Annotated in this window: 19 protein-coding genes and 1 pseudogene; 8 read left to right on the forward strand and 12 right to left on the reverse strand. The window is 42.6% G+C overall.

Features of this window, described 5'->3' with window-relative positions; all coding sequences use genetic code 11:
* Positions 1 to 4: 4 nt before the first annotated feature.
* On the reverse strand, positions 5 to 1,987 hold the full coding sequence (locus F948_RS13460; protein WP_004964777.1) for a hypothetical protein: 1,983 nt from the start codon (positions 1,985 to 1,987) through the stop codon (positions 5 to 7).
* Between the two features lie 601 nt (positions 1,988 to 2,588).
* A complete protein-coding gene (locus F948_RS13470) occupies positions 2,589 to 2,891 on the reverse strand; it encodes a hypothetical protein (protein WP_004964786.1) in 303 nt (100 codons plus the stop codon).
* 699 nt (positions 2,892 to 3,590) lie between these two features.
* Here F948_RS13470 and F948_RS13480 point away from each other — a divergent pair.
* The gene (locus F948_RS13480; RefSeq protein ID WP_025464258.1) at positions 3,591 to 4,463 is read left to right on the forward strand and encodes a toll/interleukin-1 receptor domain-containing protein; all 873 of its coding nucleotides are present in this window, start codon (positions 3,591 to 3,593) and stop codon (positions 4,461 to 4,463) included.
* Between the two features lie 72 nt (positions 4,464 to 4,535).
* Here F948_RS13480 and F948_RS13485 read toward each other — a convergent pair whose 3' ends face one another.
* Positions 4,536 to 5,702, reverse strand: coding sequence for a hypothetical protein (locus tag F948_RS13485; RefSeq protein WP_004964792.1), 1,167 nt, complete (start codon positions 5,700 to 5,702; stop codon positions 4,536 to 4,538).
* A gap of 232 nt (positions 5,703 to 5,934) precedes the next feature.
* On the opposite strand from F948_RS13485, the gene F948_RS13490 reads away from it, so the two are divergent.
* The 4 genes from F948_RS13490 to F948_RS13510 all read left to right on the forward strand — a co-directional run bounded on the left by F948_RS13490 (position 5,935) and on the right by F948_RS13510 (position 9,643).
* Positions 5,935 to 6,426 carry a hypothetical protein gene (locus tag F948_RS13490; RefSeq protein ID WP_004964795.1) on the forward strand — a complete coding sequence of 164 codons (492 nt, stop codon included), beginning with the start codon at positions 5,935 to 5,937 and terminating at the stop codon, positions 6,424 to 6,426.
* A 34-nt stretch (positions 6,427 to 6,460) separates the two neighbouring features.
* Positions 6,461 to 7,608, forward strand: a protein-coding gene (locus tag F948_RS13500; protein WP_100222360.1) for an IS3 family transposase whose coding sequence is annotated in 2 segments (ribosomal slippage) — positions 6,461 to 6,698 and positions 6,698 to 7,608 — 1,149 coding nt in all. Because the reading frame shifts where the segments join, the coding sequence is not laid out codon by codon here.
* Positions 7,609 to 7,612: 4 nt separating this feature from the next.
* On the forward strand, positions 7,613 to 7,987 hold the full coding sequence (locus tag F948_RS13505) for a DUF4145 domain-containing protein (protein ID WP_017397317.1): 375 nt from the start codon (positions 7,613 to 7,615) through the stop codon (positions 7,985 to 7,987).
* Between the two features lie 459 nt (positions 7,988 to 8,446).
* Positions 8,447 to 9,643, forward strand: coding sequence for a tyrosine-type recombinase/integrase (locus F948_RS13510; RefSeq protein ID WP_004964802.1), 1,197 nt, complete (start codon positions 8,447 to 8,449; stop codon positions 9,641 to 9,643).
* Positions 9,644 to 9,824: 181 nt separating this feature from the next.
* Here F948_RS13510 and cadR read toward each other — a convergent pair whose 3' ends face one another.
* A complete protein-coding gene (cadR, locus tag F948_RS13515; RefSeq protein WP_001219642.1) occupies positions 9,825 to 10,232 on the reverse strand; it encodes a Cd(II)/Pb(II)-responsive transcriptional regulator in 408 nt (135 codons plus the stop codon).
* Positions 10,233 to 10,327: 95 nt separating this feature from the next.
* Between cadR and F948_RS13520 the strand changes: the two genes are divergently transcribed.
* The 3 genes and pseudogenes from F948_RS13520 to F948_RS13530 all read left to right on the forward strand — a co-directional run bounded on the left by F948_RS13520 (position 10,328) and on the right by F948_RS13530 (position 13,052).
* Positions 10,328 to 11,224 (forward strand): cation efflux transmembrane domain-containing protein, encoded by an 897-nt coding sequence (locus F948_RS13520; RefSeq protein ID WP_004964805.1) that lies wholly within the window; start codon positions 10,328 to 10,330, stop codon positions 11,222 to 11,224.
* 3 nt (positions 11,225 to 11,227) lie between these two features.
* On the forward strand, positions 11,228 to 11,740 hold the full coding sequence (lspA, locus tag F948_RS13525) for a signal peptidase II (RefSeq protein ID WP_004964809.1): 513 nt from the start codon (positions 11,228 to 11,230) through the stop codon (positions 11,738 to 11,740).
* Positions 11,741 to 11,761: 21 nt separating this feature from the next.
* Positions 11,762 to 13,052, forward strand: a pseudogene (locus F948_RS13530) (ISL3-like element ISPpu12 family transposase).
* Between the two features lie 181 nt (positions 13,053 to 13,233).
* Here F948_RS13530 and F948_RS13535 read toward each other — a convergent pair.
* The 8 genes from F948_RS13535 to F948_RS13570 all read right to left on the reverse strand — a co-directional run bounded on the left by F948_RS13535 (position 13,234) and on the right by F948_RS13570 (position 25,713).
* Positions 13,234 to 15,105, reverse strand: a complete 1,872-nt coding sequence (locus F948_RS13535; RefSeq protein ID WP_004964813.1) for a DUF262 domain-containing protein — start codon at positions 15,103 to 15,105, stop codon at positions 13,234 to 13,236.
* Between the two features lie 28 nt (positions 15,106 to 15,133).
* Positions 15,134 to 18,382 carry a type I restriction endonuclease subunit R gene (locus F948_RS13540; RefSeq protein ID WP_026057363.1) on the reverse strand — a complete coding sequence of 1,083 codons (3,249 nt, stop codon included), beginning with the start codon at positions 18,380 to 18,382 and terminating at the stop codon, positions 15,134 to 15,136.
* Complete coding sequence (locus F948_RS13545; RefSeq protein WP_004914917.1) at positions 18,379 to 19,428, reverse strand: PDDEXK nuclease domain-containing protein; 1,050 nt, start codon at positions 19,426 to 19,428, stop codon at positions 18,379 to 18,381. Before F948_RS13545 ends, F948_RS13540 begins: the two co-directional genes overlap by 4 nt.
* Entirely contained in the window at positions 19,425 to 20,714 is a 1,290-nt protein-coding gene (locus F948_RS13550; protein ID WP_004964818.1) for a restriction endonuclease subunit S, read from the reverse strand. The genes F948_RS13545 and F948_RS13550 overlap by 4 nt, the downstream gene beginning before the upstream one ends.
* On the reverse strand, positions 20,714 to 22,999 hold the full coding sequence (locus F948_RS13555; protein ID WP_004964822.1) for a type I restriction-modification system subunit M: 2,286 nt from the start codon (positions 22,997 to 22,999) through the stop codon (positions 20,714 to 20,716). The genes F948_RS13550 and F948_RS13555 overlap by 1 nt, the downstream gene beginning before the upstream one ends.
* Before the next feature lie 265 nt (positions 23,000 to 23,264).
* Positions 23,265 to 23,495, reverse strand: coding sequence for a helix-turn-helix transcriptional regulator (locus F948_RS13560; RefSeq protein WP_004964825.1), 231 nt, complete (start codon positions 23,493 to 23,495; stop codon positions 23,265 to 23,267).
* Positions 23,496 to 23,574: 79 nt separating this feature from the next.
* Positions 23,575 to 24,459, reverse strand: a complete 885-nt coding sequence (locus F948_RS13565; RefSeq protein ID WP_004964828.1) for a recombination directionality factor — start codon at positions 24,457 to 24,459, stop codon at positions 23,575 to 23,577.
* Between the two features lie 195 nt (positions 24,460 to 24,654).
* Positions 24,655 to 25,713, reverse strand: coding sequence for a YqaJ viral recombinase family nuclease (locus F948_RS13570; RefSeq protein ID WP_004964831.1), 1,059 nt, complete (start codon positions 25,711 to 25,713; stop codon positions 24,655 to 24,657).
* Positions 25,714 to 25,761: the final 48 nt, after the last annotated feature.

Genomic DNA, 25,761 nt, shown 5'->3' on the forward strand with positions numbered 1-25,761 from the left:
TACCTCATCTCACTTTAAAAGTTAAGCGTGTTTGACGCTTCTTATCGGTGGCATCCATGATGTACTTGCTACCATTCTTGAAGTAATAGACGTATGGATTTTTAGGGTCTTGCTCTAAAGGCAGATCCAAGAAGAAGTCTTTATCAGATCCGCCATAGTTACGGGCATTGCGAGAGTTAAAGCTCTCCAGCTGCTCACGAAAAGCCTTTTCACCAACAGTATGAGGCCGTAACACTACTGATTTACTTCCGAAGAATCCCCCTGAGGTGAACTTGCCTCCTGTGACATTCTTGGCAGCTCTATTGAAAAGCTCTTCATCAATGGTTTTATTTAAAATATTGCCTTTGGTATCAGTCACCTTCTCAGCTTTTTGAACCAAATAAGCATAGTTGGCTTTGATTGAATCCAGATAGATTTGAAAGTCAGGTTTACCTGGTGAAGTAATGCCGGCTAAATAGGTTTCTGTATGCTTTGTTAAGCCGGTTTCATCTACTTTGACTAATCCCTTCTCAATCAGATCCTGACCGGTAACGATCTGACCAGCAATATCTTGCAGACCACGGTTATTCAGTGATGCAGATAAACGATATGAACCGCTTTCGCCTGCAATGCTATTAATCATGTCTCTGGATGCATTGGCATTGCCTGCACTAGATTTATAAATACTGGTTAGTAAACCTAATTTGTCACCAGGTTTAGCCTTTTCCCAGAACTGCTTTAATTCAGATTGTTGTTGGGTAGAGAATGGATTTAAGGACCCTACAGTACCGTTTAAAATATTGTTGGCATGAATAGATTTGATATTCTTAGATAGAGCACTAATGGCTTCAGGATTGCCGCTTAGAATCGCATTGGTTGGTACTACTGTTAGATCTTGGCCAGTCTTAATCGAGTAAGCCAGAGCTGAATTATTTTTCTCATAGCCCAGCATATTTTCATGCGTTTTAGAAAGAAGATTTAACTTCCAACTCACGTCTTTAGCATTATCTTGCGCCGTATTTTGAGCCTCTGAACGCCTTTTACTGAGGTAAGCTTCGCGCTCATCCGCTCCCAGTCTCATGAACTGCTGGACCTCAACCAAGGCCCCACTATATTGAACAAACTCAGATTCTTTTTGAGTTCCCTGCACACGTGCCAAACGAGACTTGATTACTGCCTCACTTGGAATTAATCCAGTTTCAATGTCTGCCTTCATTTCATTAACAGCATCTTTAGCATCATCATCTAACTGCTTTTGCTGCAAGGCAGCCGCACGTTTATTTTGATCCATTTGAGTGAGTGCACGACCACTCCAGTAGACAGCCTGCTCTTGGGTTAAATTGGGATGTTTTGCTATTACAGCTTCAGGAGTCGTTAGTTCAGTAAGCTTTTCATTGTCCGACTTATTTCCTAAATAGAATGCAGCTACCTCATTGCTGGAGCGATTATTTTTATATTCGTTATAAGCATCTTTAACATGGGCCAAAGGTAGGCTCTTAGATTGTCCATATGTAGCTAAACCATTCCAAACTTCTTGCTCGGAAGCATTCGGGTTCTTTAAATAATTTTCTTTCATGTCCTTGAGCTGGACAATTGCCTGTTGCTGCTCTGACTTCTGCGCGATCGGCAAATACTTCGATGCACTTTGATAAGAATGCTGTTCGAAGTAATTATTAAAGTTTTGCTCAAACTGCTTTGGTACGGCAGTTTTATACTGGGTCTTGATTGACTCAAGGCTTTCCTGTCTTTGCTTTACTGCATTATCGTAGGTCAGTTCTCCACTCTGCATTTTAAGCAGCAAATCATTATCAACAACGCTGATATCAGCACCAATCTTGGATGACTGTAATGCAAAATCAGCCTTCTCTGTTTTATCCTTTTCCTCTTTACGTGCCTCAAGCACACCATCAATAGCTTTACCAATACTTCCGAGTCCGGTTATTGGTGTGTGCTGCTGCAATGTTGGCCGTGATACTGTTCGGCCTTGTGAACGTGGAATTAATGCCATTTTCTTTCTCGAAGTAATTTACTCAATACTTCAAAATTAAATGGTTATGTGTCCTCAAAAAATGGGTGTGTAAAGCAATGAAAAAAGGAGGCTATGAAAGCCCCCTTTTATACTAGAATATTCTTAAAAAGAATGTGAAATGCTTCTAATACCGGACTTTCGGCCTACAGCGAGTGATTGTAATACTGGCTTTATAAACTGAATTTTTTTAACAATTTGTCTGACTTCATAATCAAACGTATTCCGATTAAGTAAACGCTTAAACTCATGATTAGGATCCAGATGGTATGCCGTAATGATTAATGGATTAGGTGCGTAACTCAAACTTTTAAGAATCGCGAACAAATGCCTAAAGTAAAATGCCTTATTATTTTTATTCGCCAAATAAGTGAGCCGGTGGATCAGCTCTTCCAGGTGGGATGCTATCTTTAATAATTGAGCCTGGTATTCGCTATTAAATAATTGACTCGACTCCTTCCCATTAGTTTGTCTCTGAAACTCATCAATTAAATATTCAATACCATTGCATAGCTGAATGGATCTCTCCATTTCATCACAATCTAATGGCTTAAAAGCTGTTGTCTTAATATTCCCCATATTCCTACACACTCCGGTAATTAATTCTTGGAATATCCTGATCTGTCTTATCAGTAAGAGTTTTCCATAGTTCTATTAATGCTTCACCATTTTCATAATTTGGCTGTCCACCTTTAGTCCACTCAATCACACTGGAAGCACCAGAGACAGGTAGCAAGAAAGCAATTTTTTCGCTACTCATCTCATGGTATTCATAAAGCTCTCGCACTATCGCAAAGTAATCAGGTGCCTGATATTGAGTCTGTGCTTTGAGAAAAATTAGCCTTTTGGATACTTCGAAATTATTAAGCTCAATATAAATCCCCATAGCCCTCCCCTCTAATAAGTTTCAAATTATTAGGAGGTAATCCAAGTCCCCAAAAAATGGGTATATTTCAACAAAACGCGCGCGCGCGCGAGGGAGACCGTAAAACACTATATTTTTAGTCTTTTACTCCACCTGGTGATCAATGCCCCCCTTCAATCATCTTTAAGACTACGGCGTATTTAAATGGATTAAATAAGACTTTCTAAAAATACCCCTAAAACGTTCTTATTCGCCGTATTAGCCCCTTTAATATTTTCATGTACCTTTGTTTGTTTTTCTTACTAAAGTTGCTCAGTGATGAAATAGGTGTGAAATTCCCCTATGGATTTACCCATCTTTAGATATTCCTCATTAAAAAAGAGAGGAATCGTCAAAATAGCAGTTTCGAAATACTCTAATGAACACTTGAAAGGTTGAACTTTTCTTCTCAGAGAAACTGACAGATTCTTTGGTAGATTCATTGATAGGTTCTGCATCCCAAAAACGGGTACATTCAAAATCCCAAAAACGGGATCGTTCAAAACCCCAATATTGGGAATATTACCGTTTTCGGAATGATACCAATATTGGGTAGATTAAATAGCTGATATAAAACCTAGTCACACACGGATAATTTTTCTTTATGAGAATACCCTTCTGACTTGTATTTAATATGATCAGCCAATAATCTGGATCTTTATATTTTCGAACTAGATTACAATGTCAATTCAATCCATATCCTCAACTATTTCAAGGCTTAATAAAGAGCTATCCGATATAACTCATAGGATGAGTTTAGAGCAGACAAAAGCAAGTAGTGTCACAGCTAAGATTATTCAACTTCAAACGTCTATTACAAAGACCACTACAGCTAGCACACTAAAAACTAAGCTTTCTGAAATCAGCAGAAAAGAACAGGAAAATGCACAGATCCAGAAAAAACTTTCAGATCTGCAAAAAAAGAAAACTGATATCCAAAACAAGTTATTAAAAGAAAACCAGAACTTGGCTAAAGCTGAAGCATTAGAACGCAAAAAATTAGATGCTCTAGCCAAGAAGCAACAAAAAGAAGAGATCGAACATCAAAAAAAACTGAAACGTGAAATTGAAAGTATCAAAGCATCCACCCAGCATATCACTGGTGCCACGGCGTCCCCTTATCTCGATGTCACACCTGAACCTGAATATGATTTATTCATCTCCCATGCTTCAGAAGATAAAGATGACTTTGTGCGCCCTCTAGCCGAGACATTACAAGGGCTAGGTTTAAAGGTTTGGTATGATGAATTTTCTATGAGAGTTGGAGATAGTCTGCGTCGGAAAATTGATAGTGGTCTAAGGAATTCACGATATGGAACTGTAGTTCTGTCAGCAGATTTCATAAAGAAAGAATGGACCAACTATGAATTAGATGCATTAGTAGCCAGAGAAATGAACGGTCATAAGATGATATTGCCAATTTGGCATAAGATCACCAAAACTGATGTGATGAACTATAGTCCAAATCTAGCGGATAAAATTGCCTTGAATACTTCTTTTAGCACTATCGAAGAGATTGCTCATCAATTGGCTGATGTCGTATTAGATAAATAAAACTCCAATAGCTTGATTAGATCAGGATGCTATTCAAGCTATGTGTTCGCTTTTAACGATTGAAGCAGAAATTTAAGAAGCAATGAATGAGTGTGTCTTTTTATCCCGTCTCAAATGTTGGTCTTTAGAATTCTGTCTACCCTGTTTATTCAAATAAATCTTATCTGCATTTCGACATACCAATTCAAACTCTTTCATATTCTGAGCCTTTTTAGCAGTAAACCGTACATAGTGAAGATTTTGAGGGAAATACATTTGATTTAGTTTCTTATGGTTTGGATCCCTACTATTTAATTTTGATCTGGTCTTGGTCTGTAACTTTCCAATTTGGTGCCGGGTACCATGGAAATTACCATGTGCACTTAATCGATATGTAGCTTCTTTTAATCGATCTGCCTTACCTGTAGAGATTAAATCAATCTTCTTATCTAACTCCCTTTCAGCCGACTGCATAAAATCTTTTGATAGATACCAGGTGTAGCGGACTTTCTTCTGAGAATGACGCTGGAAAAACTCCAAGTGCTTTTTACGAACTCCACGTAATACCCTAGTCAGTTCTTTTAATCGGTCGTTATAACCGGTATTAGCATCAAACTTAATCCCAAACTGATTTAATAAAAACTGACTTACAGAGGTTTTATTCCAGCGAGTGTGTTTATTTTCGAGAAAGGCGAAACCAAAATTTTTATTAATGCCGGCTAGACGATTTAATTCAAAATTATCGAACGGTTTAAATATCCGGTAAGTTGAATTCTTATTACTATCAATTGTCTTGGTTCGGATTGTCTTGGTATTAAATATCACTCCAAATTGTTCCGGGTGATAATAAGTCTTAGCAAATTGAGGTTTAAGATCGCTGAACTCTATGTACTGTCCAAGTACATAATCTCCATAGCGAAGCAGCTTCTCTTTTTTGACAGTCAAAATACTGTTGAGCTTTTGCTTTTGCACCATGCTGGAATTTTTAGCGAGTATTTCTTTTAGCGTCAGCTTACTTCTTCGAGCTTCTCTATAGCCTGTGGTAAATAACCAGAACTGGAATACATCATTCCTTGCCGGATCATAATTGATGACCAAACTCCACACTGGTTCCCCATAATCTGATTTTCGCTTGCGTAAAGATTCATCCAGATTGAGACCATACTCCAAGATCAACTTTGGAATGACGGTATGAAACTTTGAAAAGCTCACAGAATCAGAGAACCAAAACTTTGCACTGCCGTTAGAAATGCACTGCATGAGGCTTAAAAGGCAGTCTGTTTTCGTTGTAGTGTAGTAGATCATTATTCATTCAAAAGTGTCTTTTTATGCGGAAAGCATAAAAGTTTATCTTTGATTTTGAAATGACAATTTCTCTTACTTTCTTATAAAAAGATGACTTATTAACCAGACATGGTCTTTACATAAATAAGAGTTCCTGTACATGATGAAGATCGACCATCTTTAACTACTATACGGATAGAACCAGACCATGATGGAAAGCTACAAAAATTTCTTAAAATCTTTTCATAAAGAGGATGATATTCCCTTTAATTGTCCAGAATGTAATAAGCCAACCTTAAGCTTGGATGAGACTACTTGGCTTCAAAAAGAACAAGTTTCTAGTGTTTTAGAAAGAGAGCAGAATGATTTTTATGAGGTAGAATGGGTAAAGTATACCTATACCGGCACACTTAAATGCCTAAATCCAAAGTGTGGAGAAATTGTTATAACCTCTGGATCAGGATCAGTAGTAGAAGAATATACCGATTATTGTTTAGATGAAGATGGTTATCCGGTACCATATGAAAGAGAATATAGAGATATATTTTTTCCTAAATATTTTTATCCAACTTTAAGTTTTTTTAATATCCCTAATGGAACTCCGGAAGATATTAAATCCACCATTATTGAGGCGTTTAGTTTAACGCCTAACTCGCCCAGTGTGATCCTAGCCAAGATACTGGACAATCGGTCCCTCTAAAGATAGTTTAATTTTAATCTTTGGAGATGTAAAAATGGCTAAACGCTTTAGTCCGGAATTTAAACAACAAGCGATTGATTACGCCTTAGCGAACTCAAGTGAATCGATAGCCGCACTAGCCAATAAACTTGGTATCGGTTACTCAACACTAGATAAATGGATTCGTCAATCTAGCGAAGCAGGCTCCAGTAAACGTCAATTAACACCTGAGCAGCAGCGCATTCTAGACCTTGAAAAAGAGAATAAGCGACTCCGTGAGGCGAATGAGATACTAAAAAAAGCGCATGTGTACTTTCTCACCGAGGATGCCAAGAGAAGTACACGTTAATCAAAGGAATAGCGCCTGAAATGGTTACTGTTGCTTCAGCTTGTGATTGCATTGGTGTGAGTCGATCGGGCTATTATGCGTGGTTGAAACGAACACCTAGATGCGAGAAGCAACTCAATGATTTACAGTTACTTTATTGGCAGCATCACGCACGTCTAGGTGCCCCATCATTGGTCCATGATATGCGTGATAAGGGCTATTGTTTGAGTGAAAGAACGGTAGGTAGAATGTTACGTACTCTGGGGTTGCGCAGTAAAATATCCCGTAAATTCAAGTATAAAATTGACCCAGCAGATTGCTTATCAGCAGCACCAAATTTATTGGACCGTCAGTTTAAAGTATCGAGACCAAATAAGGTATGGACTACCGATATCACCTATATTTGGACTCAGCATGGCTGGCTATATTTATGCGTCATGTTGGATCTATTTAGTCGCCGCATCGTTGGTTGGCAGACTAGCAAACATATTGATCGTCACTTAGTCTGTGATGCGTTTAATTATGCGATGGCGCGTCAAGGTTATCCTCGTGGAGTAATGGTTCATTCTGATCAAGGCAGCCAGTACGGCAGTCATGACTACAGAGACTTGTTAGCTGCCAATAGAGCCATTCAAAGTATGTCACGACGAGGCAACTGTTGGGATAATGCCGTCACTGAAAGCTTCTTTCACACATTAAAAGTACATATCGTGCATGGCAGTGTATTTAAAACGCGAAAAGAGGCAAATAAGGACTTGTTCGAATATATTGAGGTTTATTACAATCGAATCAGACGACATTCTGCAAATGGCTGGGTTAGTCCCGAAGCTTTTGAAAAAGAATATTTGAAAAATTTAGAGGGAACCGCTGTCTAATTATTTGGCTAGGATCAGTGCAGCTGCAAACAAAATCAGAGTAGCCGTTGAAATCTTAGCTACAGAGTTTGGAGTTCTTTCAAAAAGACCAAATGGTAGTTTTATTCCTCTAGATCAAAGAATAAGAAACATAACAGACCATGGAAATAGACTTTATGAGCATAAGGATCTAATGCTAGCTATTAAATACATTGGGAATGCAGGTAGTCATGAGGAGGATGTTATTAGCCTTGACGAGTTGTTTGATTCATTTCAGATTATAGAAGAATTATTAAAAAGCCTGTATGCAGAAAAAAATATGGTTCGTGAAATAGTCAAAATTATAAATGACACTAAAGCTCCACTTACCCGGACTCATAGACGGAGTATTAAAAGCTGAACATAGTGTATTTGTACCCTGTTTATTAGCCTCTACTCTTTTCAAAAATAGAACATCAGGCTAAATATTCATTATATTATTTTTATCTAAACAATTAGTTTTATATTCCCAGAATACCAAAATTGAGTATTAAAGAATCAAATTCACGATACGTGATCTGATATTTTTCCTTTTTTCACTTGTCGGTATATTTGTCGGTATATTTAAACTTATTACTTTTTATATTAATAACATTCAATAACTTAAATAATATTTACGACTTCCTCTCTCACCGCCAAATATCATTCCCACGATGTCTTATGGGATCTTAAAAGACTTAAACCACAAGGGTTTAGGTCTTTTTTTTGTCTTATGCTATCTCACAACATCTATTGAAATCCTGTTCCAGTTGGGGGTATAACTGGGGGTACATATTTATACCCCCAATTTTTATACCCCCAATTTCTGCGGAACTTCAAAATGCTTACAGATGCAAAAGTACGAAAGCTTAAACCCCTAGAAAAAAAAGCTCGTTATTCCGATGAGAAAGGTATGTACTTAGAAGTCACACCATCGGGCGGTATGTATTGGCGAATGAAGTTCCGCTTTAACGGTAAAGAAAATATTTTCAGCATCGGTACCTATCCTGAAACCTCACTGGCTCAAGCAAGAAGAATTCGAGACGAAGCTCGGTTAAAGTTAAAAGATGGGATTAATCCCAACGAAGCGAAGAAGCAAAAGAAACAACAAGCTGCTGAAAATACGCTTTTCAAAGCACTTGCTATGGAATGGATGGAAGACCGTAAAGCTGTTATTAAAGAAAATACCTATTTACGTGATTTATCCGTATTTGAAAAAGACCTTTTCCCAGATTTAGGCAATATGCCTATTGATCAAATCAAAGGTAAAGATGTGCTTGCCTGTGCCAAAAAAATCGAAGAACGTGGCGCACAGGAAATGGCTAAACGCTCCATACCTTTAGCAGGTCGTATTTTCCGTTTTGCGATTCGTAAGGGTCTCATCGAGAATGATCCGACACCTCATCTTCATGAGGCTTTAAAACCTCGTAAAGTGAAGCATATGGCACGTTTGGATATTTCTGAGTTCCCACCCTTCCTTGAGCGAATGGACCGCTATCATGGCAATCCAATGATTAAAACAGCCATTCAACTAATGACGCTGACTTTTGTACGCACAGCTGAACTCAGAATGATGGAGTGGAATGAGATTGATTTTGATAATCATTTATGGCGAATACCTGCTGAGAAAATGAAAATGGCTCAGCCTCACATTGTTCCATTATCCAAACAGGCAATTGAACTCATTGAAGGATTACGGCCTCTCACCGGCAATAAGCAGTACGTTTTCTATAACCATAGCACGGCAAAGCCCATGAGTAGCAATGCACTCCTCTGTGTGATCCGTACGATGGGCTATAACGGTAAAATGACTGGTCATGGATTCCGTGGACTTGCATCAACGACACTTCATGAGCAGGGCTATATGCATGATGCAATTGAAATTCAGTTAGCACATCGAGTTGGTAATGCCGTATCTCAAGCTTATAACCATGCTCAACACTTAGAATATCGAATCAAGATGATGCAAGAATGGTCTGATTTTATTGATAGTTTGAGAAATAAAATTGTGCCTTTTCCGAAGCAAAAGATAGGGTAAATAGTCTATGCAATAGGCTAAATTTTGGGCTATTTTGCAACGATGATATTTTTCTCTTCAAAACTTCTAAAAGTTTCTATGGTAGGCTTTTTAGGGTAAGCGGATTAAATGGTTGATCTTACCTTTGCATGAGAGTGAGGCAAACCGGCATCTCATCGGATTATCTGGTTGGCACTCCAACCTACTGCTGATGCATGCTTCCCTCGCTAATTCCAGCAAGAACCCCACACGCCTTAACTTCCCGGTCATCGTTGCAACGCGCTCTTAGTGAAACGAGTTGTTTCTCAAGCGCCTGTAGAGCGGTTATCTGCGAGCGCACATGAGAGATGTGATCATCGAGCAAGGCATTGACAGCGGTACAGGACTGATGAGGGTCGTCCTGATAGCGCTTTAGTTCGTGAATTTCTGCCAGTGACAGATCCAGGATGCGGCAGCGACGAATAAAGGCCAGCCGCTCAACGTGTTTCTCGGTATAGACACGGTAACCGTTCTCCTGCCGACCAGGCGGCGGCAACAAGCCCTGCCGTTCGTAGAAGCGGATCGTCTGTGTATCTACCCCTACTGACTGTGCCAACTGACCAATACGCATCGGGTTCCTCCGCAACGGATTCTCTACGCTATTGACATTATAGCTACTATATAGTTTTAAATGAAAACCCGATCACATTCAAGTGGAGTCATATCATGAGTAAAAACTGCGGAGGCCCCTGTGGCGACCATGCAAGGCCTGCGGCGGATATCGATATGCAGGCCTCCTCCGAGGCGCCAGGGAGATGGGTCAGTGTTTATGCCGTGCCGAAGATGGACTGTCCATCAGAAGAGCGCATGATTCGCCTGGCCCTGAACGGCGTTGAGGGGATTCGGGCACTGTCCTTCGACTTGTCGAACCGCCGGTTGAAGGTCGTGCATGACGGCGAGGCTGAGCCCATTACCGCGAAACTGGCGACCTTGGGGCTAGGCGCCTCGCTTCAGGAAACCGTCATTGCCGACCCAGAGACGATCAAGGCCGCTGAGAGCTCGGCAGTCTCTGCTACGCAGGAGTCAGGCACTCTGCGCGTGTTGCTCGGTATCAATGCGATCATGTTCGTGGTGGAAATGACTGCTGGCCTGATCGCCCAGTCTACCGGCCTGATCGCTGATTCCCTGGATATGTTTGCCGATGCAGCCGTCTATGGTCTGGCTCTCTATGCCGTAGGGCGCAGTGCGAAAATGCAGGTACGTGCCGCGCATCTGGCAGGGGTACTGCAACTGATTTTGGCTATCGGCGTACTCGTCGAGGTGGTGCGACGCTTTGTTTTCGGTAGTGAGCCTGAATCGCTGATGATGATGGCGATCGCCTTCGTCGCATTGATTGCCAATACCAGTTGTCTGCTGCTCATATCCAAACATCGGGAGGGCGGAGCGCACATGAAGGCAAGCTGGATATTCTCGGCCAACGACGTGGTGATCAACCTGGGGGTCATCACCGCCGGCGCTCTGGTCGCGTGGACCGGGTCCAATTATCCGGATCTGATTATCGGCACCATCGTGGGGGTAATTGTACTTAACGGTGCTAGACGCATTTTGGCGTTGAAGGGTTAAATAATGCTCATTATTGGCAAAAAGCTCTCGCCGTATGCCCTATTGTCCATATCGGGCCTGCTGGCAGCGTCTGATCAGGCCGTAAAATGGCTGGTGCAACAATCAATGGCATATGGCGAGTCTATTTCAGTGACCTCATTCTTTAACTGGGTACACGTATGGAATACCGGTGCCGCATTCAGTCTTTTTGCGAATGGTGGAGGCTGGCAGCGCTACTTTTTTATCGGAATCGCGGTAGTGGTCTCGATTTTTCTGATCAAGCTGATCCTTGAAAATCGTCATAAAGGAGAAGCCATCGCTTACAGTCTTATCCTCGGTGGCGCCATGGGCAACCTGATTGACCGGGTCTTTCGCGGCTATGTTGTGGATTCCATTGATTTCTATTGGCGAGACTGGCATTGGCCGGCCTTCAACCTGGCTGATATTGCAATTGTCCTCGGTGCCTTACTTTTAGTTTCCAGCAGCTTGTTGGGTAAAAAAGCAAACACCAATGCCGAGTCGGATGGATCTGACTGACACCTACGCCTATACAACACCATGACCGAACTTCCCGACAACATCCTTCACCTGCCGCAATACCAAGTACTGGGCTGCAAATCAACCGACGACGAAATGCACTTCCAGGTGGACGTGCCCGATCCCATCGCCTGCGAGGAATGCGGCGTGCAGGGTGAGTTCGTACGGTTCGGCAAGCGTGACGTTCCCTATCGTGATCTGCCCATCCACGGCAAGCGGGTCACTCTCTGGGTGGTCCGCCGCCGATACACCTGCCGGGCCTGCAAGACAACATTCAGGCCCCAGCTACCGGAGATGATGGACGGATTCCGTATGACACTGCGGCTGCATGAGTAGGTGGAGAAGGAATCCTTCAACCACCCCTACACCTTTGTGGCGGCACAGACCGGCCTGGACGAGAAGACGGTGCGCGACATCTTCAACGCCCGCGCCGAGTTGCTGGGGCGCTGGCACCGCTTCGAGACGCCCCGCATCCTGGGCATTGACGAGCTATACCTGAACAAGCGCTACCGCTGCATTCTGACCCAACATTGAGGAGCGAACCCTGCTCGACCTGCTGGCCACCCGCCGCCAGGACGTGGTGACCAACTACCTGATGAAGCTGAAAGACCGGCAGAAGGTCGAGATCGTCAGCATGGACATGTGGAACCCCTACCGGGCAGCGGTCAAGGCTGTGCTGCCCCAGGCCCGTATCGTGGTCGATAAGTTCCATGTGGTGCGCATGGCCAACGATGCCCTAGAGAGAGTGCGCAAGGACCTCAGAAAGGAGCTGAAACCGTCCCAGAGCCGGACTCTCAAGGGAGACCGGAAAATCCTGCTGAAACGCGCTCACGAAGTCTCAGACCGGGAGCGCCTCATCATGGAGACCTGGACAGGCGCGTTCCCGCAACTGCTGGCCGCCTACGAGCACAAGGAGCGCTTCTACGGCATCTGGGACGCCACCACACGGCTCCAGGCAGAAGCCGCCCTGGACGAGTGGATAGCTACCATCCCGAAGGGCCAAAAGGAAGTCTGGAGCGATCTGGTCAGGGCAGTGGGAAACTGGCGCGAAGAGACCATGACCTACTTCGAGACGGACATGCCCGTCACCAACGCTTACACGGAGTCCATCAACCGACTGGCCAAGGACAAGAACCGTGAAGGGCGCGGTTACTCCTTCGAGGTGATGCGGGCACGAATGCTCTACACCACGAAGCACAAGAAGAAGGCACCGACTGCGAAGGTCTCTCCTTTCTACAAGAAAACCATCGGTTACGGACTGCCGGACTTCGCAGAGGAACTCAACTACGGAGTCGATCTATCAACCATCTGAGGGTGGTATCAGATTGATGGGGTGAAGGTGCCCCATCAACCATTAAATCCGTATACCCGCTTTTTATTCCAGTAGCCACCGAAGTGGCTACTGGAATAAAGTTAAATATCATTTTGATAAATAATTAAACAATATATTGAATATGTAGAATGATCTAAGATTACCTTGACTTACAGTTTCCTTATAATACAGCTGTAATAACTTGATCTATGTTTGTACGTTGCTCATTTTCATCAGCAAATTTATATTGGTCTATTCTTTGCCCATTAATTGTCCAAGCCAAAAGAGCTAAATTCAATAAAACTTGCTGACGCTGTAGAATCTGCTCCTTTTTCCATTCAGTAAAAGCATATTTATAATCATGGATAAATTGATTCGTTGAGGTATTTTTACCAATACTAAACTCATTATCTAGCATTTTACTTAGTACTAATGCTGAATTTTTATACTCAGATTGCTTTTGTTTAAACCAATCTGCACTTAGGTTATTAAAATTATTAACAGACTGATTAATCTGACTTTCTAATAATGTCACATTACCTAACATATAAACTTGGCCACTATATTCTAAATAGTCAGCCCCATACTCTTCAGGAATTACATCAGCCTTAGGTGTCTGAGGTAAAATATGTTCAACTTGCAGACTTTGGATAAATCCATGATCCTTCAGTGGCATATTACAAAGCTCAGCCGCTTTATTTTCCAATGTACCTAGAATATAACGCAGACGATAAAGCGGATTAAAAGCATCATGACGTTTCGTTAAGAAGGTTTGTTTAAATTCTGCCGCCTTTTTAGTTATATATTTTGCAATAGTTTTTTCAACAGCAACTTTTACCTGTTCAATGGTTTTTAAGCCACGGAAATATTGCACCCATATACTAAAATTATTCTCGTTATATTTTGCCTGTATACCTAATGTATTACTCACAAAAAACAAAGTTTCTAATTGTTTTGCAAGATAATTGATCACTTCATCTTCACAATTAACATCTAGGGCCAACAACAGTAATAAGTGCTGTCTGGACATATATTTATTAATGTAGCCTATATTAACTACAGCAGGGTAAGCTTGATGATGGTCAGCTAAACTTGTCGCATTAACTAATTTTGAATAGCGTTCTGAAGCACTCAATAATGCATTTACAAATTCGATTGGTTTATTTTTATAGTTGATTAATGGCTCACCCTCAGAAATGATCCATTTATAAATATCTTCCTCACGTAGAATTCCATTATTACAGTAACGTGCCATTAAGAAATATCGTAGGAAGCGTAATGGGTTCTCCCCTTCCTTACATGCATGAATATTTCCAACAACCATTTTCCATTTAGATTTGATATCAGGAAAATCTTTTTCATTAGCTTCACTAAAAATAAGATTTTTGACCAAATCCATAGCATCCAGGCTTGCCCCACGCTGATTACTGGTTTCAAATATTTTCAATGCGCCATGAAGGTCCGCAGAAACAATAAAAACCAGGACAATTTTATTAAAAAAGAAAGTAATAAAATCAACCAGATGCTCTTGTCCTTCATTCTTCAAACTTGCAATATATTCATACATCGCATCATAGGCAGCCTGCATTTTTTGAATAGATGGCGTAACTTTACCTTTGTATTCTTTTTTATGAATAAGATAGCCTAAATAATTTTGGCTTTCTTCGTATTGCAACTCTACACGGTTTTGATGGGATGCCGTTTTCATATTGAAAGTCGATAACCATGATTTAATCGCGTTATAAAAGTTTTCAGCAGATTCAGTACGGGTAATACTTTCTAAAAAATCTTTTAACGCACAGAGAGTTAGTACGATTGTAGTAAGACGTTGCTGACCATCTATGACATCATAATTATCCTGTTTTTTAACAATAATTACTGACCCTAGATAGTAGCTCGAATCATTATTTGAAGTTTCAAAAGCATTATCTATATCTGTGATGAATTGTTTTACTTGATCATTAGCTTTCCATACATATTCCCTTTGATAATCAGGAACAATAAAGAATTGATTAATATCTGAAATACTTTTTACTTGGGCATCAATTTGCATTCTCTTTCCCCCCTCTCCCTCTCTAAAATTACCCACCACTCAACATATCAAAGATCACCCGCGCAAATATGCTGGCTTTCGCCGGATCAGACAGTAACTGCATCATCTGTTCCTGATGTGCCGCACTACTGCCAAGAATGGCATCATCCATGGCTTTCGGGAAATCACCCAGCATGGCCTGTTCACGGGTATTGTTGGCAATCTGCTTCATCACAATCTCATTTTCCGCCAGCTTGTCACGTACCGTATAGGCATAGTTCAGCATGTCTTTATCGGTTAGGTTATCAGTGATAAAGACATCATTCAGACGCTCAATGATCTGTGACAGGAATTCTTCTTTCTTATCGCGTGGCTTGGCTGCACCGAGGTCATTGCCCGGTTCCAACTTAAAATCTTCGGCATCTTCTTTCAGCTTGATGTCCTGCTGACGGATCTTGGACAGGCGGTAATGGCTCATACTAACATTACTTAAGTCCACCTCATCGTCTTTCGTTGCGGTTTCACGCAGCAATGGACGCAGGTTACGCGCATACAGACTGAGCTTCTCCAGTTCTTTGTCATCGTAGTCCACGATCTGTGACATAAACTCGTAGAAACGGGTAAAACTTCCCAAGTCTTTTTTAAAGATTTCCAGCTTGTCTTTTTCAAGCTTGGCCTCTTTAAAGGCATTGTCGGCATTAGCAATCAGCACCGCTTCATTGGTTTTCTTGCAGCGTTCCAGCATATCGCGACTGTTGTTATAGGCTTCGATGGCTTGGCTATAGCGTTTCTGCCAGCGTTCAACCGCAGGCTTGCAAATGTTACTGATCGCGGCATTGGATTTGTTCTTGGTAAAGAACGCTTCGACAAACTGTTCAACTTCCGTCCACAGAAAAATCTTGCTGGCTTTCAGCTTTTCAAACAGGTCAAAGATCTGATCTGGATTGGAAACATCGGCCAGTTCAGCGGTTTGGTAATACGGTTGGAAGGCCGCCAGGATATCTTCAGGATCGTTAAAGAAGTCCAAGACAAAGGTGCCAGATTCCGCCTTGCCCGGATAGGTGCGGTTCAGGCGTGACAGGGTTTGTACGCACTCAACACCACCCAGCTTTTTGTCTACGTACATGGCACACAGTTTCGGTTGGTCAAAGCCAGTCTGGAACTTGTTAGCCACCAGCATCACCTGATAGTCATCACTGTCAAAGGCCTTGCGCATTTCCCGACCTTTCAGCCCCGGGTTCATGTTGCGTTCATTAAAGGTCTGCCCGACTAAACCACTGCTGTCGGTATCCTTGTCATTAAACTCAACCTCACCCGAGAATGCGACCATAGCCTGAATGGACTTATAGCCCTGATCCGTCACGTATTTATCAAAAGCGAGCTTGTAACGCACCGCTTCTTTACGTGAACTGGTCACCACCATGGCTTTGGCCTGTCCACCCAATAAGCCCATCACGTTATTTTTGAAATGCTCGACAATGACTTTCACTTTCTGAGAAATGTTGTGGTCATGCAGGCGCACCCACTGATTCAGTCTGATCTTGGCTTTTTTGGCATCGACCTGTTTGTCGGCTTCTTCAATTTTCTGTTTGAGTTTATACACCACTTTATAGTTGGTATAGTTTTTCAGCACATCCAGAATAAAGCCTTCTTCAATGGCTTGGCGCATGGAGTAAACATGGAAGGCTTCCGGCTTGTTCTGCTTGGATGGCGGTAGCTCAGGATTGGGTACACGGCCAAACAGTTGCAGGGTTTTGTCTTTCGGTGTCGCGGTAAAGGCATAGTAGCTGAGGTTATTACTGCCCTTACGTGCAGCCACCACCGCATCCAGAATATCTTCCGAAGACAGTTCAGCATCCTCTTCGCGCTCTTCCAGCATCAACACTTCTTTGAGTTGTCGTGCCGTAGAGCCGCTTTGTGAAGAATGCGCTTCATCGGCAATCACCGCATAACGTCGCTGTTTCAGATTGGTACTGTTTTCAATCGCACGCAACACAAAGGGGAAAGTCTGAATGGTCACAATGATAATCGGCTGTGATGTTTCCAGTGCCTTGGCCAGTTTTTCCGACTTGGAGCCATCACCCTCTTTGTTATTGATGCGTCCGACCACGCCATCGGCATGTTCAAACTGATAGATGGTGTCCTGTAGCTGGGCATCCAGAATGGTACGATCAGTGACCACAATCACCGAATCAAACAGTTTCTGATTGTGTTGATCGTACAGGGTCGACAGCTGATGTGCTGTCCAGGCAATTGAGTTGGACTTGCCTGAACCTGCACTGTGCTGAATCAGATATTTCTGTCCAGTGCCCTCCTCTAAGGCGGCATTGATCAGTTTGGTGACCACATTCCACTGGTGGTAACGTGGGAAGATCAGCAGTTCTTTTTTGTACTTGCGGCCTTCCCAGTCTTCTTTTTCTTCAATTTGCAGATGGACAAAACGTCCAATGATATTCAGCAAATTGTCTGGGGTGAGAACTTCATTCCACAGATAGGCCGTAGCGTACTGATTCTGGTCTTCTGGCACATCATTGCCTGCGCCACCGTCATGCGTGCCTTTATTGAATGGCAGGAAGAAAGTATCTTCTCCGGCCAGTTGGGTCGCCATATAGACTTCGTATTGACTCACGGCAAAGTGTACCAATGCGCCACGCTTAAACATCAGCAAGGGTTCAGGCTTGTTGGTTTCTGGATCTTTCGGCAAGCGGGTGCGTTTGTACTGCAACATGGCATTCTGCACCGCCTGTTTAAACTCGGACTTGAGTTCCAGTGTTGCCACAGGAAAGCCGTTTATAAACAGCACCAAGTCAATACGCCATTTCTTGGCCTGTTTGCCCATGTCCTGTAACTCGGCAGCCGTAACATACGGGCTATAGACCAATTCTGGCACAATGCGGCAGATGTTCTTTTTGTAATTGGCTAAGGTATCGGGATTTAGCGCATGTTCTGGTTTAAACTGACAGAGGAAAAAACGTGCGCTGCGGGTTTTCACTCCGTGACGCAGCACACCTAAAGTGCCATAGCTACGTGACTGTTCATCAGTGGCATTGATGTCGGCTTTCTTCAGCTGGGCAACCACGGCTTCTAGAAAATGCCGTTCGGTATCTTGCGGAAAGATGCGCTGAAACTTCTGCCAGTCTTGTGCTTGGGTTTGTTGCACAAAATCTAGTACGTCCTGCTCATACAAGGCGGTTTCACGGTTATAACCTTGTGGGGTTCCGAGTTGCCAGCCTTGGGCCAGCATCTGTTGAATGATGTCGTTCTGGAAAATACTTTCACGGGTAGCGTCCATGATTATTGTTCTCCATCGGCGAGCAAGCGTTGTTTAGCACGTTCCCTCGCAAGGTGTAAGCGCTGTTCCAAGACTTCTTTGGGTGGCAAAACCGTCATATATTCAGCCACATGAATATCCGATTTTTCCAAGTCCAGCAATTCAATTTGTTCATGTTTTTTGGAGGTACAGAAAATAATGCCCAGCGGTGGGTTTTCACCTTCTTCCTGTTCGTATTTGGCCAGCCAGCGTAAATACAGTTCCATCTGGCTTTTATGCGAATGGCGGAATTTTTCAGTTTTCAGGTCAATCGCGACCAGTCGTTTGAGTTTGCGGTTATAAAACAACAGGTCAATGTAGAAATCATCTTCATCAATCTGAATACGCTTCTGGCGGGCAATAAAGCTAAAGCCTGAACCAAGCTCTAAAAGAAACTGCTCAATATCGCGCAAAATGGCATCTTCTAAATCCTTTTCCAGATAGCGGTCATTCAGATCGAGAAAGTCCAGAATATAAGGATCTTTGAGCAAGAGCTGCTGATGTACAACCCCTTGTTCCTTGAGCTGTTGCAGTTCATGCAGAATGGTTTCATCCGGTTTTTTGGAAATGGCGGTGCGTTCAAACAGCATTGAACCGATGCGTTCATCCAGCGTTCGCGTAGACCAGCGTTCCTGCACTGCCATGTTGAGATAGAATTCTCGTTTGATGTGGTCATCTATATACATCAGGGTTTTAAGATGCGTCCAGCTTAATTGTCCACGCACTGCATGGACAAAGTTGAGATCATCAAAAACTTCGGCAAATTTAACATAGTAGTTGAGCTGTGACTTTCCCCAGCCTCGGCCTAATTGCGCTGTCAGGGCTTTGGATAAATTGCCAATGATGTGTTGCCCATATTCTGCCCGTTCGCCTTTGAGGATTTCCTGTCGGATACGTTGTCCCACGTGCCAATACAGCAAGGTCAGTTCGGCATTGACGGCTACGGCTGCACGCTGTTTGGCGGCATGGACAAGTAAAACAATATCTTGGGTCAGTTGTGGCAAAGCTAAGCTCGTTAATGAATGCTCACTCATGCGCTTAACTCCGTTTTTGCCTCAGCAAGCGTTGGGGCTTGCCAATTACGAACGTCGATCTTTCCTGTAACCGCAGATGAAATCAGGGCTGTACGGCGTTCTTGCATTAATTTTACACTATAGCTTGCTTTATAGATTAAATTTTCAAACAATAAACATTGATTCTCTAAATATTCAATGATTTCCTTTTGCTCTGATAAAGATGGTGCACAAATTACAGTATTTTTAATATCTTCAGCATGAATATTTTGATTTACGCCCCCATGAATATTTTGTTTCACAGAAAGTTGAAATGAATCTGATTGAAATAAAAACCTTAAATAATCAGGTTCAAATATCTTGTTCATAAATCGGAAACGGATCAAATATGAAGCATAAATTAAATTTTCATAATCTTCGGTAATTACTCCAAACGATCCTGCACCTCCAGTTCTAGCAAACACAACATCGCCTTTTTGCAACTTAAATAAATGGGTAGTATCACTTTCATTAACCATAGGACAATTAGATATATTAATTTCTCCTAAATCACGTAAATCAGTAATACGTAAAAGTTTTAATCCCTCATCAACATATGATTCAGTAGTATAATAACCTTGTCGATGCTCAACTAAATACCTACGGACTGGAGCCATATTCCAATGCTCAGGCACTTGCCCTAACCATTCCACGCCTGAATCTTTCATCGGGACATTCGGATTGAGTCCTTTGGTCACGGCATGGCTAATTACCGCCTGACGTTTTTCTTTGACCAGTTCGATCAGTTGATGTTGTTTTTCAATCAGGTGGTCGATTTTGGTGGTTTCATGGTCGAGGAAATTTCTAATCTGATTTCGTTCGAAAACACTGGGAGGTACAGAAAACTCAAAATTATTGAGGTTCTCTTGTGTCATACTTGGTAAAGCTGTATTAGTTGAATAGCGATTAAAGAGAATAGTTTTGCTTAAGTAATAAAAATATTTTACATCAATGTCCTTATTCACTTCAGTGTAATACATCGTATCAACTGTCCAAAATGGCTCATCAATATAAAGTGGTTTATCAATTGTCCCTTTGCGCCCCAAGAGCACTGAAGGCCTATTAAACATATAAGTAGAGCTAAAAGTAAATTGCCCACCCGATCCCATAACAGGGAAGCCTGTTTCAGTTTCTACATGCTTATAATCTTGACCATTTCTAATTTTTGCCAAGAATTTTAATCGCGTTAATTTCCAATGACTCGGAATCTCACCTAACCATTGAACACCTGAATCCTTATACTCCGCATAGGCCTGATACTTTGCCATTAGGAATGCACCTCTTGTAGCAGCTGCATAATCTCGGCACTCACCGCATCCAAATCCGCATCAATCTCAGCTAAATCACGTGGTGGCTGGTACACGTAGAAATGACGGTTAAACGGAATTTCATAACCCACAATGCCAATCTCGCTATCTTTCTCGTCACGCTTGTCGGCATTGATCCAAGCATCCGGCACGTGTGGCTGTACTTCACGTTTAAAGTAATCTTCAATCAGCTCCGTGGTGCTGACTTTTGGATTCAGTGCAATATTCTCCGCATCACGCAAGTCACCATCCTGCACAAACTCAACAACTTTGCCCTGGTAGTTGAACTGGCCATATAATGGATTTTCCGCCTGTTTCACGACCTTGTTAATCACTGGTTCTGCTTCCGGATTTTTCCAGGTAATGGCATCTAACAGCTGTTTCTTCTCTTTGGCATCCAGCTTGATGTCGGTTTGCTTCAGGGCTTTTTTCAGCACTTCATCAAACTGGTTGAAATCATCAAACTGCTCAGTGCCAATCACATTCTGTAAGGCTTGGGCTTTTTCCATCAAGGCTTTCTGGAATAGCCAGATTTTGCTGTCCAGTACCTCTTTAATGTCTTTTTCTTTTAGCTCAGGGAATTCAGCTTTAATCAGGGCACGTACCTCAAGCGCCACGTCCTGCAACTGACCATAAGTTTCTGCTGTCCACACTGTACCAAAGGCTGTGCCCAATTGCGCATCGATACTTTGCATCACGGCATTAAACGGTTTCGGCGCAAAACGTAATGCAGCAATCGCGCTATCCGTGATCTGTGCCGATAAACGTAATGGACGTTCAATGGTCACGCGACGGTAGCCAAATTCATGGCTGTCAAAAATCTTGCTGGCGAATGGTTTTTGCTGTTCGGTTTCGCCATCCTGCGCCAAGGTGTCTACCGCCACAAAGTCACCGTAATTTTGGGTAATGGTGGCAATTTCAGCTTCAGTCAGATAGTTACGTTTTGAACCCAGCGACTTACGCATTTTGGTACTGAGGTTTGAGGCATTAATAAGCTGTACCTTGCCTTTACGTTCAGCGGCTTTTTTATTGCTGAGTACCCAGATATAGGTGGCAATCCCGGTGTTGTAGAACATATCGTTCGGTAAGGCAATAATGGCTTCAAGCAAGTCGGCTTCTAAAATGTAGCGACGGATCTCGCTTTCACCACTGCCTGCACTACCGGTAAATAAAGGTGAACCATTCAGGATAATCCCGATGCGGCTACCGCTCTCGGTACTGCTGGCATCACGCATCTTGCTGATCAAGTGCATCAGGAATAATAATGAACCATCCGATACCCGTGGCAAGCCTGCACCGAAACGGCCATCAAAGCCTTTTTGTTCATGCTCGTCCTTGATGTCCTGTTCGATCTTTTTCCAGTCCACGCCAAAGGGTGGATTCGACAGCATGTAGTCAAACTGATCGACCGAGAGTTGATCATTCGACAGCGTATTTCCGAGTTTAATCCGGCTCACGTCCTGCCCTTTAATCAGCATGTCGGCTTTACAGATGGCGTAGGATTCTGGATTGAGTTCCTGACCAAACGCACGCATCACCGCATTCGGGTTCAGCTCATGCAGATATTCCATGCCTGAAGACAGGAAGCCGCCTGTTCCCGCTGTAGGATCGTAAATGGTACGGATAATGCCGTCCTTGGTCAGCACGTCATCATCTTCCATAAACACCAGTGCCGTGGTCAAACGTACGATGTCACGCGGGGTAAAGTGTTCCCCAGCCGTTTCATTAGAACTTTCGGCAAAACGACGGATCAGTTCTTCAAACACCAAACCCATGTCATGGTTGGATACGTTCTTTGGACTCAGATCCGTGGTAGCAAACTTTTGCACGACTTTATACAAAAGGTTGGCATCATCGAGGAGGCCCACAAATTCGATGAAGTTAAAGTATTCAAAGATCTCACGGGCATCTTTAGAGAAACTTTGCACATAAGTGCTTAAGTTGGCCTTGATATCACTCTGCCCCATTTTGCTAAGATCCATTGGGGATGTATTAAAGAAGGCTAGACCGTTGGTGGCACGCAGCAATAACTTTTCTTGAGCTTCTTCTGGCAGATTCAGCTTGGAGACTTTTTCATGTTCTGCCAGTACCGCAGCCTTGCTTTCTTCCAGTACACATTCCAAACGACGTAACAAGGTAAATGGCAGAATGATGCGACCGTATTGCGATTGTTTGAAGTCACCACGCAGCAGGTCGGCAACCGACCAGATGAAAGAAGCGATTTGTGAAAAGTTATTGTTGGTCATAGTGTTCTGAAAAATCCTGGTTCTTATTTGACGCAGTAGCATCAACTGAAAACTTGCTTACCTTTATCTTACTGAAATTTTGTTGAACTTTTGGAAAAAAATAGTGATTAATCACTGAATTGATTTCACTCAGCGACAGAAAATGTCGTTTAAAGCATCTTTTGATTGTAGTAGTGAATGGCTTGATTCATTTTATTCTTTAGATTTTTAACATTTCCATAGTTTACTGAAAACCAAAAAATAAGGGAGCCGAAGCTCCCCACTTTTATTCACGATTTTCCAGCTTATCTTCAATCCATTGATTTATTTCCCAAGCTGACCAGCCAATACGAGATTCACTTAGTCGCACAGGCTTTGGAAAAGTAGAATCGTAGTATTTTGATTTCTGATTGATCATTTCATAGATTTTAGCTCGACTGATACTTGTAAATTGAACTACCTCTTTAATATTAATGATTTGATTCATCGGGAAAGTTTGACCAACAAATGCATTCATGATGTTTACTCCTATCTCATGATTTCGAGCAACTCGCTCATGAGATACGGCAATCTCGTAAGGTTTTACCTTGTACGATTTAATTCAAAGCCGTCACTGATCCTTTCAATCCCTGTTGAATATCAAATGCAGTCTGAGTCTCTTCGATCTGCTGGCCTCCGACAGGCTGATAAAACTCCTCAATTACCTCCAAGCCTTCCTCCATGTCTACGTCCATCCTTCCATTCCCCAAACCCTTCCTTGCGGTAAAGTCTAAAGCCTCCTGATAAAACCCCGCCTGCTTGCTCTGTTCATCAATTTGCTTTGCCTGAATAATGGCTTCATTCAGGCTAATACCTTCCCTTAACGTTAGATCCACGTAATACACCGGCTGACGATAACTTTGTGTCGTACTCTTGCCTCGCAATATCAACTGCAAGGGTAGACATGACAACAAGCCATTTGATGCTGCATGGTAATAACTCAGTCGCGCAGCCAAAGTCCGAATACTATTAAAGCCTGTAGTTCTAAAGATGAAGGTGCCAAACTCATCCGATTCATCTAAGTTCACATGCAAACGCCCGTAGGGCTTACAGTTCCCTCCTTGAGCCAATGGACATAAATCAGGGGATGGACAGGGAAGTTGCTCCACGCCTTGATTGGTTAAACGTTGGCAGGTTTCTCCATTACCGACACAGACAGGTCTTCCAGTCTGTCGGTCAAACAGGCTGTATTCTGCACGCAGGTTTAAATCAGGATCATTAAAGATCATTCTGACAGGGATTGAACGTAGCTTTTGATTCGGAGCATTCGCTCGCAGCTGATCATCCAGTGGATGTTTAACCCAGCCTTCTTTGCTTTGAATCTGGGAAGTAATGGTGAACTGGTCATCCTTTTCCGGTAGGCGCTTGCCATTCTTCTCGATCATCCGACCGATACTGATCCGTCCGAGTATTGGAGGAGTAATTGCTAAACCTTTAATCATGTTGATATTCCTTAATGTATTACCTTACAAATTTGGGTCTATGTATGTAGGTCGGAACAAGGACCAAATAAGTTACCCAAAGAATGTAGAGCCAGATAAAGTGCTACAGAAATCGCGACCGATTTGCTCTCTACCGAAGGGTAGAGAGCGGGGAGCGATTTTTGTGAATTTTTGATTGGGTGCTGTAGATAGGGCTTAGTCGGTATAGATGTTGAATCGACGACTGCCCTGCTTTTGAAGTGGATAAAGCTCGATGAGTTCAGGCTGGTGCTGAAGCAATGCTTTGGTATTGAGGCTGATAGAATCCTTGGCTTTCTTCCAGACTACTGAGCCATTTGCAAAGACTGCCCTTTCCTTGTCTTGCATCATCATCTGGATTTCATGTTTAAGCTGGTCAAAGCGTTCCTGCTTATGCTGGATCTCTTCTTTTATTTTGATGAGCTGGTCGAACATCAAATTGGCATTTTCGTTTTGCGAAAGATCCTCTACGGTTAAAGGTACATGCGCTGGATAAAGTTGTTGAATCGCTTTAGCTGCGGATTCACTTGCATCCACGGATGGTGGTGTATCCTTTTCCACGCATTCCCAGAAATATCGTTCTGCTTGAACAATATGTTCAATCACCGATTCTGATCGTGTCACTTTGAAGATCTTGGTTTCATGCCCACAAATCAAGACACAAACATGTGCTGCCTGCTTACCAGTCACCGCCAGTTGATGCTGCACCTGACAAAGCACGTATAAAGGCACACCATCACGCCACAATTTTGCTCCATGCTCACCTGCTGTTTTGCATTCCAAAATTTGAACTTCATCGCTGCCGACTACGCTGTAATCCAGATTGGCTAACATAAAGTGTTTATCGGGATCAGGATGCTGAAGCACCGCATTGATTCGTCGCACCTTGTTATGGGTGTGCATGCTATAGAACTCTGCCACCAAAGGTTCCAGCTGCTTACCCCAATACAACGGTGCAAGACCTGTGCTTTCATCTTCAATAGACTGAGCTTGACGACCTGTTTTGATTAGCCACAGTTCTAGCATCGACATATACGGATTTAAGCCACAGGCTGTCGCTGCATCACTACTGCCAATACCTTGTTTACGAACTTCAAGCCAATCTTGATACGCCATATCTTTGGTACTAACCAAGCGTTTGGCAGAGTTAGCTCGCTTGTTTGTGGTTAATGGATTTAATACTGTCTGAACACCTGCCTGTACAGTCTGATTTGAAATCGGTGCGATTTGATTCATGGTTCTATCCTTATAAATTTCAGTTTTTGTAAAAATGAACCGCATAAA

Origin of the sequence: Acinetobacter junii CIP 64.5 (assembly GCF_000368765.1) — a bacterium.
Lineage (GTDB): Bacteria > Pseudomonadota > Gammaproteobacteria > Pseudomonadales > Moraxellaceae > Acinetobacter > Acinetobacter junii.